Genomic DNA, 12,886 nt, shown 5'->3' with positions numbered 1-12,886 from the left:
GTCAGATACCGGGAGTTTGTGAGCGGGAACCGGCGATAGCCAGCAAAATCCAACCCAGAATCATTAACAAACCGCCGACGGGCGCGATCACCCCCATGACCGACAGGCCGCCGAGGGCGATCAGCGACAGGGCGGTGGCGAAGACGAGGCCCCCGGTCGCGGCCAGCCAGCCGGCCGCGCCGACGAGCCGGTCACGGGCCGGCCAGACCGCGCAGACCAGGGCCAGGACGGCGTGAACCAGCTGGTAATGGGCCCCGGTGGTCAGCAGGGTCTTCACGGCCGGTCCGGCACCGTGGGCCGCGAAGGCCCCGGTCATCACCGCCATCGCGCCGTTCAGGGCCGCGAACACCACCAGATATCGCGATCGGATCATCCGAAAAAGCCTAGCCCATGGGACCGGCCGAGTCTGCTATCGGTCCGTCATGACCGTCGCCCACCGCATGGCCCTGCAGTATGTGTTGCTCTTCGGTGCCACCGGGGTGAGCCTGCCCTATGCCGGGCTGTGGTTTCGTGCCCAGGGGCTGACGGGGGCCCAGATCGGCGGCCTGCTGGCGGTGCCGATGCTGGCCCGGGTGTTGACCGGGCCGCTGATCGCCGTGTGGGCCGACGGCTTCGCCACCCGACGCGCGCCGATCGCCGTTCTCGGCCTGACCGCGGCCCTGGGCTATGGTGCCGCCGGGCTGGTCGACGGCTACTGGGCCTGGCTGGCCTGCTGGTTCGTCGGGGCCGGTGCGGCGGCGGGGATCATCCCGCTGACCGACGTGCTGAGCCTGCGGCTGGCGCGGCACGGCGGCTTTGCCTTTTCGGTGCCGCGCGGATTCGGTTCGGTCGCCTTCGTCGTCGCCAATGTGGTGATGGGAGCCCTGCTGGTGCGGGCCAGCGTCGATCTGGTGATCGTCTGGATCGTGGTCGCGGCGCTGCTGATCGCGGCGGTCGCGGCCTTCGTCCTGCCGCCGGAACCGGTTGACGAGGCCGGTCCCAGTCTCGGGGCCGAGCGGTTTCGCGGCATGGGCCGGCTGGCGGTCAACCCGACCTTCATGACCGCCATTTTCGCCATCGGCGCGGTGCAGGCGGCCCACGCGTTCTTCTACGGGTTTTCGGCCATCCTGTGGAAGGCGCAGGGCCTGGCCGAGAGCCTGACCGGCCTGCTGTGGGCCTTTTCGGTCGTGGTCGAGATCGGCTTCATGTGGTGGATCGAGCCGTGGCGGCGGCGGCGCGGGATCGGGCCGTGGCTGATGCTGGTCATCGGGGCCGGGGCGGCGGCGGTGCGCTGGACCGCCATGGCCTTCGCCCCGCCGCTGTGGCTGCTGTGGCCGCTACAGGCGCTGCACGCCCTGAGTTTCGCCGCCACCTATCTGGCCGGGGTCGAGATCGTCGAGCGACTGAGTCCGCCCGGCAGCCACACGGCGGCCCAGACCCTGAGTTCGGTGCTGTCGGCGGGGGTCCTGATCGGCCTGGCCACGGCCCTGGCCGGCCCCCTGTACGATGCCTTCGGTGCGGGCGGCTATCTGGCGATGACCGGCCTGGCCCTGACCGGGGCGATCGCATCCCTTTGGGTGCGGACGTCGCTGGAAAAGGCGGACGGCCAGGGTCCGCGACCCGGAGCCCGCCGGATCCCGGCCGGTTCGACCTGACCCATGCCGGGTCTAGGTGCCGTAGGCGCGGGGCAGGGGCGACAGGTGCAGGGCGATGGTCGCGGCGGCGACCTTGACGGCGCGCTGCATCGCGGCGTCGGACGCGCTGGCCGGGGCCCGCAGCAGGCCGATGGCCGGGCTGTCGATGCCGTCGGGCAGTCCGGACAGAATGCGGTACAGCAGATAGCTGCCGGCGTCGGCCTCGGACTCCGAGGAGGCCACCGCCGCCAGACCGGCCTCATTCAGGGCTTCGACGATTTCGAGCACCGGGGCGGTGGCCCGGGCCACGCCGGGACCGGTGTCGTCGAGGCGATCGGTGCCGTTGAGCACGCGGTTTTCGGCCCGCATCTGCACGCGGAAGGACTCGCCATGACCGGTCCGGCCGACCAGCAGCAGGGCCCGGCAGCCACGCGCCCGGAGGTGCTCCTGCAGGCTGACGGCGAGGTTCTCGGGGGCGTCGGCGGCAACCGCAACGGTGCGGGCCCCGGCCGGATTCCACGCCACGCCGGACAGGTCCTCGACCGGATCCCAGCCGGTTTCACCGGCGTCATAGGCACAGATCACGATGGCGGGTCGGCGATCGGATGCGGCGTCTGCCTGGATATCGAGCATGGACCCTGCTTGCGCATGACATTTACATGACGGCTGGGGAACGGTGTCCTTAACCCCCGGCGCGCGTCAAGCGCCGATTGATGGTCGTTCCCTGCGGAGAGCGGTTCGGCGGGGTCAGCCGAGGTCGCCGATGGCGGCATCCAGCAGCATGAAGGCGCGACCGCCGTCGGAGGTCAGCAGGGCCAGGACCGCGGCCCCGTCGCCGGTCCGCGCGCGCAGGCGCTGGCTGAAGCCGTGTACGAATTGTTCGGCATCGTTGCGCAGGTCCGCGTCGCTGAGCACGCGGCGCGAGACGCTGCGCACGGCAGCCGGGGCGACCCGGCGCACGATCTGACGGGCCCGGTCGGGATCGCGATCGGCGATGGCCTGTCCGGACTCCTCGACCCGGGAGCGGGGCAGCAGGGCATTGGGGTCGACGCCCATGCGGCGGATCGCGGCGATGATCCGTTCGGTCAGGACCTCGAGCTGGGCGTCCGTCTGCTCGTTGCCCCGGGCTTCGGGCATGACGGGTGTGTCCAGATCCAGCGGGGCCTCGGCCTGGTCGGTGTTTTCCAGATCGCTCCAGTCCAGACGGTCATCCGTCGGTGTGGGCGGCGGCGCCTTGCCGGCCGGCTCGAGCTTCAGGCGGCCGCGCAGACCGAAGCCGCGGCCTTCCTCGGTGCGCGGCGGCCGGGTCCGGGGCGAGTCGCCAGATGCCCCGTCCTCGGCCGGCTGGGGCTCGCGACGGCGGGGCGCGGGGGTGTCACCGGAGACGACCCCCATCAGCCGCACGGCCTCGGTCAGCATTTCGTAGTTGCGGCGCACCCGCTCCTGGAAGCCGGCATCGAGGGCCTCTGTGTCCTCGGCCGCCTTGCGCGAGGCAGCGGACAGGGCGGCGAGTCCTTCCTCGACGGAGGCTCGTACGGCATCGATCCGCTGCTGGGCCTGGGCGGGCAGGTCGCTGGCGCGATTGTCCAGCTCGCCGATCGCGTCCTCCATGCGGGAGAAGGTCATGTTCATCCGCTCGACCGTGGCCTCGAGGCGTTCCAGCGCCCGCTCGCCGGCCTCATCGACGAGACCCGCGGTCTCCCCGACCAGACGACGGGCCCCTTCGATCCGGGCATCGGCGGCCTGGTCGGCCTTCTGGGCGGCGTCGAACAGGGCCTCGCCCAGCCGGTCGGCGCGGACCTGGGCCTGATCGGCGGCCCCGGAGGCGGCGAGCCGGGAATCCTCGGCCGTGGCCTGCAGGGCGGCCAGGGCCCGGCGGGTTTCCTCGACCAGGTTGTCACGGGCTTCGGCGGCCATGGCCTCGAAGCGATCGAGCGCGACCTTGGTGGCGTTGTCGAAGCCGTCGGCCTCGCGCTGGGACATGTCGACCAGGGCGCGGAACTGGTCGGTGGCTGCGTCGACCAGCTCCTTGAGGGCGTCGGTCGAGCTGGCGGAGGTCTGGCCCAGATCAGCGGCGGCGGCGCGGGCGGCGGACAGCTGTTCGATCAGCTGGGCCCGCTGGCTCTCGACCTGGGCGGAGAAGTCCTCCTGGTCCGTGCGCAGGGCGTAGGCGGCGGTGACCAGGGCGGCGCGCTGCTGGCCGAGGCCGGCCTCGACCGACTGGATCTGTTCGGACACACCGGTGCCGGCATTCTCCAGACGCAGGGTCTGGCGGGCCAGGTCATCGGCGGCGATGCGGGCGGCGTCCTGGGCCTCGCCGGCGGCGGCGGCGAGGTCGGCGGCGCGGGCGGCGAGGGCGGCCTCGGCCTCGCGCAGCTGGGTCTGGGCCAGGTCGGAGGCATCGATGACCATGCGTGACTGGCGTTCCACCGCGTCGAGGACACTGGCGGCCTGGGTGTCGAGCTGCAGGCCGAGGGTCTGCATACCCTCGCGCTCGCGGCCCAGCTGTTCGGCGAGGCGGCGGGCGGTGCGCCCGGCGGTTTCGGCGGCCTCGTTCAGACGGGTGGTTTCCTCGGCCAGGGCCTCGCGCAGCAGGGTCATCCCGGAGCGCGCGCGTTCGGTGGCCAGGGAGGCCTGGTCGATGTCCTGACGCAGGGTCGAGAGCACCTCTCCGGCCTGCTGGGCGGCGAGGGCGGTCGGGGCGACCAGGGCCTGGGCCAGTTCGCGGGCCCGGCGGGTCTCGGCGGCGATGCCGGCCCCCTGACGCACGGCATGGGCCAGCAGGATGGCCAGGCCGGTCGGGGCGAGGGCGATCAGGGCGTAGATGGCCAGCCGGAGCGGTTCCAGTTCCACCACACCCGAGCCGATCTCATAGGCCAGCATCGAGGCGACGCCCCCGATCCACAGCACCGATCCGGCGCCGGCGATCATGTAGGACGACCGGCTGGCCGGGGCGGGCAGGTCGGAGGCCATCACCGACGACGCCGGGGCCGAGGGGGGCGGCGGCGCATCCCAGGCGACGGGGGGCGCGTCGGCGGATTCTGCGAGTTCGGCCGTTGTGGACGGCGCGGTCTCGACCTCGGCCTCAACGGCCGGCGGCGGCGCGGCGGCCCGTTCCGCGCTCAGACGCTTCTCCTCGGCCAGTCGCCGCCGTCGCCGCTCGGACATGGGGCGTTGCGGCTGGGCATTGGAATCGACCGTCGGACCCGCATCGCCCATCGCATCCGCCGCCGCCTTGTCGACGGTCACACGCGGGCCGTCCGGAGCCGGCAGCTCAAGATCGGTCAGGTTCAGCGGCGTACGTTTCGGAGGCTTCATGGAGCGTCGATCTCGATCCCGGGGGCGTCTTCGCGGCCGAGGCGCGCGAGCGTCGGGAACCCTAGCGGCTTAGCGGAGGGGAGCAAAGGCGGACCGGGCGATTCCCGATGACGCGCAGACGATTGTTCAACAGTCGCGATCGGTTCCGGAGGCCGGCGTGATCACCGTGGCGGTGGTGTTGTCACAGTCGGTGACCCGGTGGATTTCACGGTCAGCCTGGCGGGGCGCATGCATGTTGACGCCGAACTGGGACAGGGCCGCAGCCGCCAACATGGCGATGAAACTGGCAATCATCTGGATCAGCGCCTGCATCGCCGATCTCCCCCGTTCAGAAACGACGGTGTTTCTATGCGCCAAAACGGCCGATCGGGCAAATGCCGGTCCGCGGCAGGGCGGAGTTTTGTTGACCAGGCCGCGCTCTCCGTGGAACGGATGACCGGTTCAAACGTCCTGGATGCGGCGCGCATCCGGACGTCATGCGAATCGGTCAGGCTGGCGTCATGCACGAAGAGACCGACAGTCACGAAGAGACGCTGCTGCATCCCGGACGGGGCTGCTGGCGGGTCGAAACGGCGGACCGCTTCGCCGTCCTGATGGAAAACGAGGCCTATTTCGATGCGCTGAAGTCGTCGCTGGACAAGGCCAGGCGTTCGATCGTCGTCCTCGGCTGGCAGTTCGATCCGCGCACGCGGCTGGATCCGGAAACCCGGCACGGTGACCGCCAGGCGGAAATCGGCCATCAGCTGCGGATGCTGGTCAAGTCGCGGCCGTATCTGGACGTGCGGCTGCTGATCTGGAAATCGCCCCTGCTGATCGCCGCCTCGCAGGGATTCTATCCGCATCTGGCCCAGAGCTGGTTCCGCAAGCGGATGGTGGAGTTTCGCCTGGATTCGCCGGGCCCGATCGGCGCGTGTCATCACCAGAAGGTGGTGATCATCGATGACGCCATCGCCTTCTGCGGGGGCGGCGACATTTCGACGGACCGCTGGGACACGTCGGAACATCTCGACGGCGACCCCCGACGGTGCCAGCCGTCCGGCCTGATTTCGGCTCCGCGGCACGAGATGATGTGCGTGATGGACGGTGCCGCGGCCCGGGCGCTGGGCGATCTGGCGCGCGAGCGCTGGTTCCGGGCCACCTGGGAACGGACGGTCCCTGACACGGTGTCCGACGACCCCTGGCCGGACGGCGTCGTGGCGGATCTGGTCGACACGCCGGTGGCCATCGCCCGCACCGAGCCCAGATGGCGCGGGCGCAACGAGGTGCGCGAGAACGAGACCCTGTATCTGGAGATGATCCGTCGGGCCCGGCGGTTGATCTATCTGGAGAACCAGTATTTCACCTCGCCGGTGATCGCGGCGGCCCTGGCCGAGCGGCTGGCCGAGGCCGACGGTCCCGAGGTGGTGTTGATCTCGACCGGCGGGAGCCCGAGCTGGTTCGACCAGATGACGATGGATACGGCCCGGTCCGAAGTGCTGTTCCGGCTCGAAAGCGCCGACACCCACGGACGATTCTCGGCCTTTGCCCCGGTGACGCCGGAGGGGGGGCGGATCATCATCCACGCCAAGATCGCGGTGATCGATGATCGGGTGCTGCGGATCGGTTCGACCAATCTCAACAACCGCTCGCTGGGTCTGGATACGGAGTGTGACGTGGCCGCCGAGCCGGGCACCGAGGCCGGGCAGGCGACGATCGCCCGCATCCGCCACCACAGTATCGGCCACTTCATCGGGGTGACGGGGGAGGAATTCGCCGCGGCCGAGGCCGTCATGGGGTCGACCGGCTCGGCGATCCGGAATTTCGACACCGGCCGCATGCAGCCGCTGGGGGCGGCCCCGCCCTCGGTGGTGGAACGGTTCATCGCCGAGTGGCAGCTCGGCGATCCGTCGTCATCCGATGACGCCTGGCGACCGTGGAAGCGTCGCAACCCGTCCCAGCGGCAGGCCCACGGCCGGCTGAGCGACCTCAGGCAACGAGACGGCGAGTCGCTTCCGGATTGACGTCGAAATCCATGATCAGGGGCAGGTGGTCAGAGGCCATCCGCGCCAGCGGCGAGAACGGGGCCGACATCGACCGGACGATGATGTCGGAGCTGACAAAGCAGTGGTCGATGCGGATTGCCGGAAAGCTGGACGGGAAGGTCTTGATCGACGGCTTCAGGCCGAGGGTACGCTGGGCGTCGGGCAGGCAATTCGCCAGCAGCTGATAGGGCCGGGTCATGGAGGTGGCGTTGAAGTCGCCGGTCAGGATGGTCGGCCCGGCGCAGTCCGGATGGCCGAGCCAGTCGGGACCGGCCAGGGCCTGGGCCTGCAGGCGCTGTTCGCGCGGGACCAGACCCAGGTGGGTGTTGAGAATGTTGACCTGCACGCCGTCGATGTCGATCACCGACCACAGGGCCCCGCGCGGCTCCAGCCCCGGAATGCCGCGAACCGTCGGCAGGCTGGCCGAACGGATCAGGCGCTCCGGCCGACTGGTCAGGATGGCGTCGCCATACAGTTCCGCCTCGACCTGCATCGCCGGGTGGAAATGGAAGGACATCGACAGGCCTTCGGCGATGGCACAGGCCTGGTCGATGAAGCCGGTCCGGGCGCGACCGACGTCCAGCTCCTGCAGGCAGACGATGTCCGGATCATGCTCGGCGATGACACCGACGATGCGATCGATATCGAGTCGGCGATCCACCCCGACACAGCGGTGGACATTGTAGGTCAGAAGGCGGGGCATGGGATCCTTGGCGAGTGGCGGGCCCTGTCCGGTGGGGAACGGAGCGCCGCAACGGCGTAGCGAATGTTCAGATCACGACCAGCCGGTCGGCGATCTGGTTGGGGTTCTGTGAGCCGGGCGGGAACTGTTCGGCGAGGACCTGCGCGCACAGGCCGATCGCCTGCTCGAAGCCTTCGACCGGTCGGTCCGAGCGCAAACCGCGGACGAGCACCTCGACCGCTCCGGCCCAGACATCCCGGTCGACCCGGGCGTGGATACCCTGGTCGGCGATGACCTCGACCTGGTGGTCCGACAGGGCGGCGAAGATCAGCACGCCGGTGCGGCCCTCGGTCATGTGCAGGCCGTGGGCAAGAAATTGACTCAGGGCGACCCGCCGGACCCGGGCGCGACGAATGGCACGGGGCGTCACGAGGCGACGCACGACCGGGATGGAGGTCAGCAGGAAGACGGCGAGGAACACCGCCGCCTGGACCATCGCATAGGCGGACAGGGTGCGACCGACCGTGACCTCGCGCGCGGCGAGGTGGGCGACTTCCCAGCCACTGCCGAAACCGGGCAGCCAGGTGGCGTCGAAGCCGAGCGGTACCAGCGACAGGGGCAGGATCAGGGCCGCGGCCGCGGCCCAACCCAGTGAGATGTCCCGGTAGGCGGAGACCCGCCCCGCCAGGACGCAGAAAATTTCGCCCGAGGTCCGGGTCTCGGCCTCGGCGATGGCGCGGGCGATTCGGGCATGATCATCGGCCGTCAGTTTCATCACCATCCTCCCGAGGCCCCGCCGCCACCGAAACTGCCGCCACCGCCACTGAAGCCGCCGCCGCCGCCGAATCCGCCGCCCCGACCGCCGCGGGCGCTGCCTTTCAGGGCTTCCGCGGCCGCCCAGATCAGGATCGGGGTCAGGCCGTCACCGCCGCGCCGACGGCGACCCCCGGCCGAGGCGGCCCCGATCAGGCTGAACAGCAGCAGCAGGAAGACGACGCCGATGACCAGGATCGTCCTGACCGGCAAGTCATTTCGGGGTGCCGCAGCCTCGGCCGCCACGGCCTGGGCCTCGACCGGGTCGAGCCGCAGCTGGGTGTCGATGGCGGCGACGCCCCGGGTGATCCCGGCCTCATAGCCGCCCGTGCGGAAGGACGGCAGGATCTGGTTCTGGATGATCAGGGCCGACAGGGCGTCGGTCAGGACCGGTTCCAGTCCGTAGCCGACCTCGATCCTGACCCTGCGTTCCTCGGGGGCGACGATCAGCAGGACGCCATTGTTGCTGTCCCGCCGGCCGATACCCCAGGCGCGACCCAGCCGGTAGCCGTAGTCCTCGATCTCCAGACCTTCGAGACTGTTGACGGTGACGACCACAACCTGATTGCCGGTGTCCCGCTCGAGCGCGGCCAGGGTCCCGTCCAGTTCCGCCTCGCGGTCGGGGCTGAGCAGCCGGGCCTGGTCCACCACCCGGCCGGACAGGGCCGGAAACGCCGGCGATCCGGCGGCGAAGGCCGGGACGGCGGCGATCAGCCAGATCAGCACCACTGTGATCAGGACGGGCATGGCCCAGCCGTCGGAACGCTCTGCCGGTGACCGGCGGACCCGGGTCACGGGGCGGGCGTCGCCGCCGGGGTGGTTCCGGGGGTGACCGGGGGCGCCGCGCCGCCGGGGACGGCCGGGGCGAGTCCGTCAAAGCTGACGGTCGGGGCGGTCTGGGCCTGGGGCGCGGCGCTGAACAGCTGCATCCGCTCGGCGTCGGACTGGAGGGTCTTGGCCCAGATCACGGTCGGGAAGGTCCGCAGCGACGTGTTGTAGGCCTGGACCGCCGCATTGTAGTCGCGCCGGGCGATGGCGATGCGGTTCTCGGTGCCTTCCAGCTGTGACTGGAGGGCGAGGAAATTCTGGTTGGCCTGAAGCTGCGGATAGTTTTCGACGACCATCAGCAGGCGCGACAGGGCCTGGGACAGTTCCCCCTGGGCCGCCTGGTAGCGCTGGAAGGCGGCGGGGTCGTTCAGGGTCTCGGGGGTCACGGTCACGGCGGTGGCGCGCGCCCGGGCCTCGGTGACCTGGGTCAGGGTGGTGCGTTCCTGGATGGCCGCGCCCTGGACCGTCGAGACGAGGTTGGGGATCAGGTCGGCCCGGCGCTGGTACTGGGACTGAACATCGGCCCAGCGCGCCTTGGCGGCCTCTTCCCGGGTCGGAATGGTGTTGTAGCCGCACCCCGCCACCGTCGGCAGGATGATGACGGCCGCGGCGATGGCGGTTGCACGCGGGGGAAACCGGATCATGGACGTCTCCTGGATGGACAGTCGGGAGTGCGATGAACGTCGACTATCCGCCCTTGAGGTCAGGGCTTCAAGCGTCGAGTGGTTCCGGCGTGACGCCGGCGGCGCGGCACGCGGCCGTATAGGTATTGGCCAGCAGGCAGGCGATGGTCATCGGACCGACGCCGCCGGGCACGGGCGTGATGTGACCGGCGACCGTGACCGCCTCGTCGAAGGCGACGTCACCCACCAGCCGGGTCTTGCCCTCCGCGGCCTTGAGCGGGTCGCGCGACGGCAGGCGGTTGATACCGACGTCGATGACCGTCGCGCCGGGACGAATCCAGTCGCCGCGGATCATCTCGGGCCGCCCGACGGCGGCGACCAGAATGTCGGCTGTGCGGCACAGGGCCGGCAGGTCGCGGGTGCGGGAATGGGCGATGGTGACGGTACAGCTCTCGGCCAGCAGCAGCTGGGCCATCGGCTTGCCGACGATGTTGGAGCGGCCGACGATCACCGCATTGCGGCCGGACAGGTCGCCGAGCGCGTTCTTCAGCAGCATCAGGCAGCCCAGCGGCGTGCACGGCACCAGTCCGGGCAGGCCGACGGCGAGCCGGCCGGCGTTGACGACATGGAAGCCGTCGACGTCCTTGTCGGGGTCGATGGCGTCCAGGACCGCGGCGGTGTCGATGTGGGCGGGCAAGGGCAGCTGCACGAGAATACCGTGCAGCCCGGTGTCCGCGTTCAGGGTCGCGACCAGGGCGAGGAGCTCGGCCTCGGTGGTGGTGTCCGGCAGGCGGTGGGTGTCGGAGCGCATGCCGGCCGCCAGGGTGCGTTCACCCTTGTTGCGGACATAGACCTGGCTGGCCGGGTCCTCGCCGACGATGACGACGGCCAGGCCGGGCTTCACCCCCCGGTCGGCGATCAGGCGCGTCGTGGCGGCGGCGACACGATCCACCAGGCCGGCGGCAAAGGCCTTGCCGTCGATCAGGGTCGCGCGGGCGGGCTGGGCCGTCATGCGGCGCTCCTGTTGTCACAAGTCGGTAAAGAGCGACGTGATTTACAGCCCCCCCGGTTCGGCGTCTATGATCGACAGAGAAACCAAGGGGGTTCCAATGCGTCGTTCAATCTCTATTGCCACGGTCAGTCTGCTGGCCCTGATGGTCGTCGCGGGTCCGACCCTGGCGCAGGAGGTGATCCGCGTCGGGGCCTCGGTCTCGGGAACCCTGGATGATTCGGACCCCGTCGGACCCGACGGTGAGTACCGCTATGACGACTACCGGTTCACGGCCCGGGCCGGCCAGCGGCTGGAAATCACCATGCAGTCGGAAGCGTTCGACACCTATCTGGCGGTGTATGAGGCGGATGGAGCCGATGACGAGCTTTACGGCGATGACGACGGCTTCGGGCGCACCACCGATTCCCGCCTGCGGTTCACCGCCGACCGGGATGGCGACTATCTGTTGCGGGCGCGCTCGCTGTTCGGGCTGGAGGGCGGTGCCTATACGCTGAGGCTCAGCGAGCGGCCGGCGGCGGCCCGGGCCCCGCGGCCGACGGCGATCCGGGTCGGCCAGAGCCGGACGGGCACACTGACGTCCGGGGATCCGGAGACAGACGACGGTGCCGTCTACGACGCCTTCAGCTTCCGGGCGCGGACCGGTGACCGGGTCGGGATCCGGCTGAGCTCGGAGGATTTCGACCCCGTGGTCCGGGTCGGTCGGATGGACGGGAGCGAATTCGTCCAGCTTGCCGAGAACGACGACGGTCCCGGCGGCGGCGCGCTGGATTCCTATCTCGTGTTCACCGCTCCCGGGAACGACACCTATGTGGTGCGCGTCACGCCGCTGGGGGCGAACGGTGCCGGTGCCTATGCGCTGAGTCTGTCGGAAGCCCCCGCCGCGACCCCCGGCGAGCCCATCACTGTCGGCCAGACTGTCGAGGGGGAACTGGTGGCAACCGACGGCCCCAATGATGCCGGGCAGGCGGCGGACAGCTACCGCTTCAGCGGCCGGGCCGGGCAGAGGGTCCAGGTCGAGATGGCCTCGTCGGCCTTCGACACCTTCCTGGAGCTGTTCAGCATCGACGGGACCAGCGGCGCGATGACCAGTCTGGCGACGAACGACGACGGCGGCGAAGGCACGGATTCGCGGCTGACCTTCGTGTTGGCGACGGACGGCGAATACCGGATCGAGGCGCGCGGCTTCGCCGCGGATTCGACCGGGGCCTACACCCTGTCCGTCAGCGAGGTCGAGCCGGAACGCGCGCCCGAGCCGCTGGCCTTCGGGGCGACCGTCGAGGGCGCGATCGACGACGAGGATCCGCGCGATTCCGATGGCCGCGGCTATGATTCCTACAGCTTCGGCGGCAGCGTGGGACAGAGGGTGCAGGTCATCATGCGCTCGGGGGATTTCGACACCTATCTGGAGATCGGCGCGGCGTCGGGCGAGTTTTCGGCCACGGCCGCCGATGACGACGGCCTCGGCCAGGGCACGGATTCGCGCCTGAATTTCACCCTGACGGAGACCGGCTACTACGTCGTGCGGGCGCGCCCGTACGCGGCGGACACCAAGGGTCTGTATTCGATCGAACTGATTGACCGGGGACCGGAGCCGATGCCCGGCAGCATCCTGATCGGCGCGACCGCCCGCGGGACGCTGACCGACAACGACGCGACCGCGGACGACGGCAGCTATTTCGACGCCTATGCGGTGCATGTGAAGGAAGGCGACAAGCTGGTGATCACCATGGTCTCCAACGCGTTCGACGCCTTTCTGGTGCTGGGCCAGGATCAGGACGGCGGCGGCTTCGAGGTGCTGACGTCCGACGACGACGGCCTGTCCGACACCCACGCCAAGCTGGACTGGACCGCGCCCGCCGCCGGGACCTATGTCATCCGGGCCGGAAGTTATGGCCAGGGGCAGACCGGTGCCTATGCGATGACGGTCGACCGCCAGCCCGAGCACCGCTGAGGGCTTCGAACGCGATGACCGCCGG

General features: G+C 70.2%; 12 protein-coding genes. 3 read left to right on the top strand and 9 right to left on the bottom strand.

Annotation, left to right across the window (positions count from 1 at the left end; all coding sequences use genetic code 11):
• Position 1 precedes the first annotated feature (1 nt).
• A complete protein-coding gene (locus AACZ75_RS01585; RefSeq protein ID WP_339870810.1) occupies positions 2 to 373 on the bottom strand; it encodes a DUF423 domain-containing protein in 372 nt (123 codons plus the stop codon).
• Positions 374 to 422: 49 nt separating this feature from the next.
• Between AACZ75_RS01585 and AACZ75_RS01580 the strand changes: the two genes are divergently transcribed.
• On the top strand, positions 423 to 1,634 hold the full coding sequence (locus tag AACZ75_RS01580) for an MFS transporter (protein WP_339870809.1): 1,212 nt from the start codon (positions 423 to 425) through the stop codon (positions 1,632 to 1,634).
• 12 nt (positions 1,635 to 1,646) lie between these two features.
• Here the strand turns inward: AACZ75_RS01580 and AACZ75_RS01575 are convergent, their stop codons facing one another.
• The 3 genes from AACZ75_RS01575 to AACZ75_RS01565 all read right to left on the bottom strand — a co-directional run bounded on the left by AACZ75_RS01575 (position 1,647) and on the right by AACZ75_RS01565 (position 5,243).
• Positions 1,647 to 2,246, bottom strand: a complete 600-nt coding sequence (locus AACZ75_RS01575) for a hypothetical protein (RefSeq protein WP_339870808.1) — start codon at positions 2,244 to 2,246, stop codon at positions 1,647 to 1,649.
• Positions 2,247 to 2,360: 114 nt separating this feature from the next.
• Positions 2,361 to 4,931 carry a tipN gene (locus AACZ75_RS01570; RefSeq protein ID WP_339870807.1) on the bottom strand — a complete coding sequence of 857 codons (2,571 nt, stop codon included), beginning with the start codon at positions 4,929 to 4,931 and terminating at the stop codon, positions 2,361 to 2,363.
• Positions 4,932 to 5,057: 126 nt separating this feature from the next.
• On the bottom strand, positions 5,058 to 5,243 hold the full coding sequence (locus tag AACZ75_RS01565) for a hypothetical protein (protein ID WP_339870806.1): 186 nt from the start codon (positions 5,241 to 5,243) through the stop codon (positions 5,058 to 5,060).
• 188 nt (positions 5,244 to 5,431) lie between these two features.
• On the opposite strand from AACZ75_RS01565, the gene AACZ75_RS01560 reads away from it, so the two are divergent.
• Positions 5,432 to 6,931, top strand: coding sequence for a phospholipase D-like domain-containing protein (locus AACZ75_RS01560; RefSeq protein ID WP_339870805.1), 1,500 nt, complete (start codon positions 5,432 to 5,434; stop codon positions 6,929 to 6,931).
• On the opposite strand, the gene AACZ75_RS01555 is transcribed toward AACZ75_RS01560, so the two are convergent.
• The 5 genes from AACZ75_RS01555 to AACZ75_RS01535 all read right to left on the bottom strand — a co-directional run bounded on the left by AACZ75_RS01555 (position 6,897) and on the right by AACZ75_RS01535 (position 10,910).
• Positions 6,897 to 7,655 carry an endonuclease/exonuclease/phosphatase family protein gene (locus tag AACZ75_RS01555; protein ID WP_339870804.1) on the bottom strand — a complete coding sequence of 253 codons (759 nt, stop codon included), beginning with the start codon at positions 7,653 to 7,655 and terminating at the stop codon, positions 6,897 to 6,899. The two genes, AACZ75_RS01560 and AACZ75_RS01555, sit on opposite strands and share 35 nt — an antisense overlap.
• A gap of 67 nt (positions 7,656 to 7,722) precedes the next feature.
• Positions 7,723 to 8,409, bottom strand: coding sequence for a TPM domain-containing protein (locus AACZ75_RS01550; protein WP_339870803.1), 687 nt, complete (start codon positions 8,407 to 8,409; stop codon positions 7,723 to 7,725).
• On the bottom strand, positions 8,409 to 9,194 hold the full coding sequence (locus tag AACZ75_RS01545; RefSeq protein ID WP_339870802.1) for a TPM domain-containing protein: 786 nt from the start codon (positions 9,192 to 9,194) through the stop codon (positions 8,409 to 8,411). The genes AACZ75_RS01550 and AACZ75_RS01545 overlap by 1 nt, the downstream gene beginning before the upstream one ends.
• Before the next feature lie 44 nt (positions 9,195 to 9,238).
• Entirely contained in the window at positions 9,239 to 9,919 is a 681-nt protein-coding gene (locus tag AACZ75_RS01540; RefSeq protein WP_339870801.1) for a LemA family protein, read from the bottom strand.
• A 67-nt stretch (positions 9,920 to 9,986) separates the two neighbouring features.
• Positions 9,987 to 10,910, bottom strand: a complete 924-nt coding sequence (locus AACZ75_RS01535; protein WP_339870800.1) for a bifunctional methylenetetrahydrofolate dehydrogenase/methenyltetrahydrofolate cyclohydrolase — start codon at positions 10,908 to 10,910, stop codon at positions 9,987 to 9,989.
• Between the two features lie 97 nt (positions 10,911 to 11,007).
• Here AACZ75_RS01535 and AACZ75_RS01530 point away from each other — a divergent pair, with 97 nt between their 5' ends.
• Positions 11,008 to 12,861, top strand: a complete 1,854-nt coding sequence (locus AACZ75_RS01530; RefSeq protein ID WP_339870799.1) for a PPC domain-containing protein — start codon at positions 11,008 to 11,010, stop codon at positions 12,859 to 12,861.
• The last annotated feature ends 25 nt before the right edge of the window (positions 12,862 to 12,886 follow it).

The organism is uncultured Brevundimonas sp., assembly GCF_963975535.1.
Taxonomy (GTDB): Bacteria; Pseudomonadota; Alphaproteobacteria; order Caulobacterales; family Caulobacteraceae; genus Brevundimonas.
This window is presented reverse-complemented; position numbering and strand designations above follow the sequence as displayed.

Bases quoted from the DNA above. Each gene is read 5' to 3' on its own strand.
- AACZ75_RS01585 (WP_339870810.1), bottom strand. From the start codon at position 373: ATGATCCGATCGCGATATCTGGTGGTGTTCGCGGCCCTGAACGGCGCG.
- AACZ75_RS01580 (WP_339870809.1), top strand. From the start codon at position 423: ATGACCGTCGCCCACCGCATGGCCCTGCAGTATGTGTTGCTCTTCGGT.
- AACZ75_RS01575 (WP_339870808.1), bottom strand. From the start codon at position 2,246: ATGCTCGATATCCAGGCAGACGCCGCATCCGATCGCCGACCCGCCATC.
- AACZ75_RS01570 (WP_339870807.1), bottom strand. From the start codon at position 4,931: ATGAAGCCTCCGAAACGTACGCCGCTGAACCTGACCGATCTTGAGCTG.
- AACZ75_RS01565 (WP_339870806.1), bottom strand. From the start codon at position 5,243: ATGCAGGCGCTGATCCAGATGATTGCCAGTTTCATCGCCATGTTGGCG.
- AACZ75_RS01560 (WP_339870805.1), top strand. From the start codon at position 5,432: ATGCACGAAGAGACCGACAGTCACGAAGAGACGCTGCTGCATCCCGGA.
- AACZ75_RS01555 (WP_339870804.1), bottom strand. From the start codon at position 7,655: ATGCCCCGCCTTCTGACCTACAATGTCCACCGCTGTGTCGGGGTGGAT.
- AACZ75_RS01550 (WP_339870803.1), bottom strand. From the start codon at position 8,409: ATGAAACTGACGGCCGATGATCATGCCCGAATCGCCCGCGCCATCGCC.
- AACZ75_RS01545 (WP_339870802.1), bottom strand. From the start codon at position 9,194: ATGCCCGTCCTGATCACAGTGGTGCTGATCTGGCTGATCGCCGCCGTC.
- AACZ75_RS01540 (WP_339870801.1), bottom strand. From the start codon at position 9,919: ATGATCCGGTTTCCCCCGCGTGCAACCGCCATCGCCGCGGCCGTCATC.
- AACZ75_RS01535 (WP_339870800.1), bottom strand. From the start codon at position 10,910: ATGACGGCCCAGCCCGCCCGCGCGACCCTGATCGACGGCAAGGCCTTT.
- AACZ75_RS01530 (WP_339870799.1), top strand. From the start codon at position 11,008: ATGCGTCGTTCAATCTCTATTGCCACGGTCAGTCTGCTGGCCCTGATG.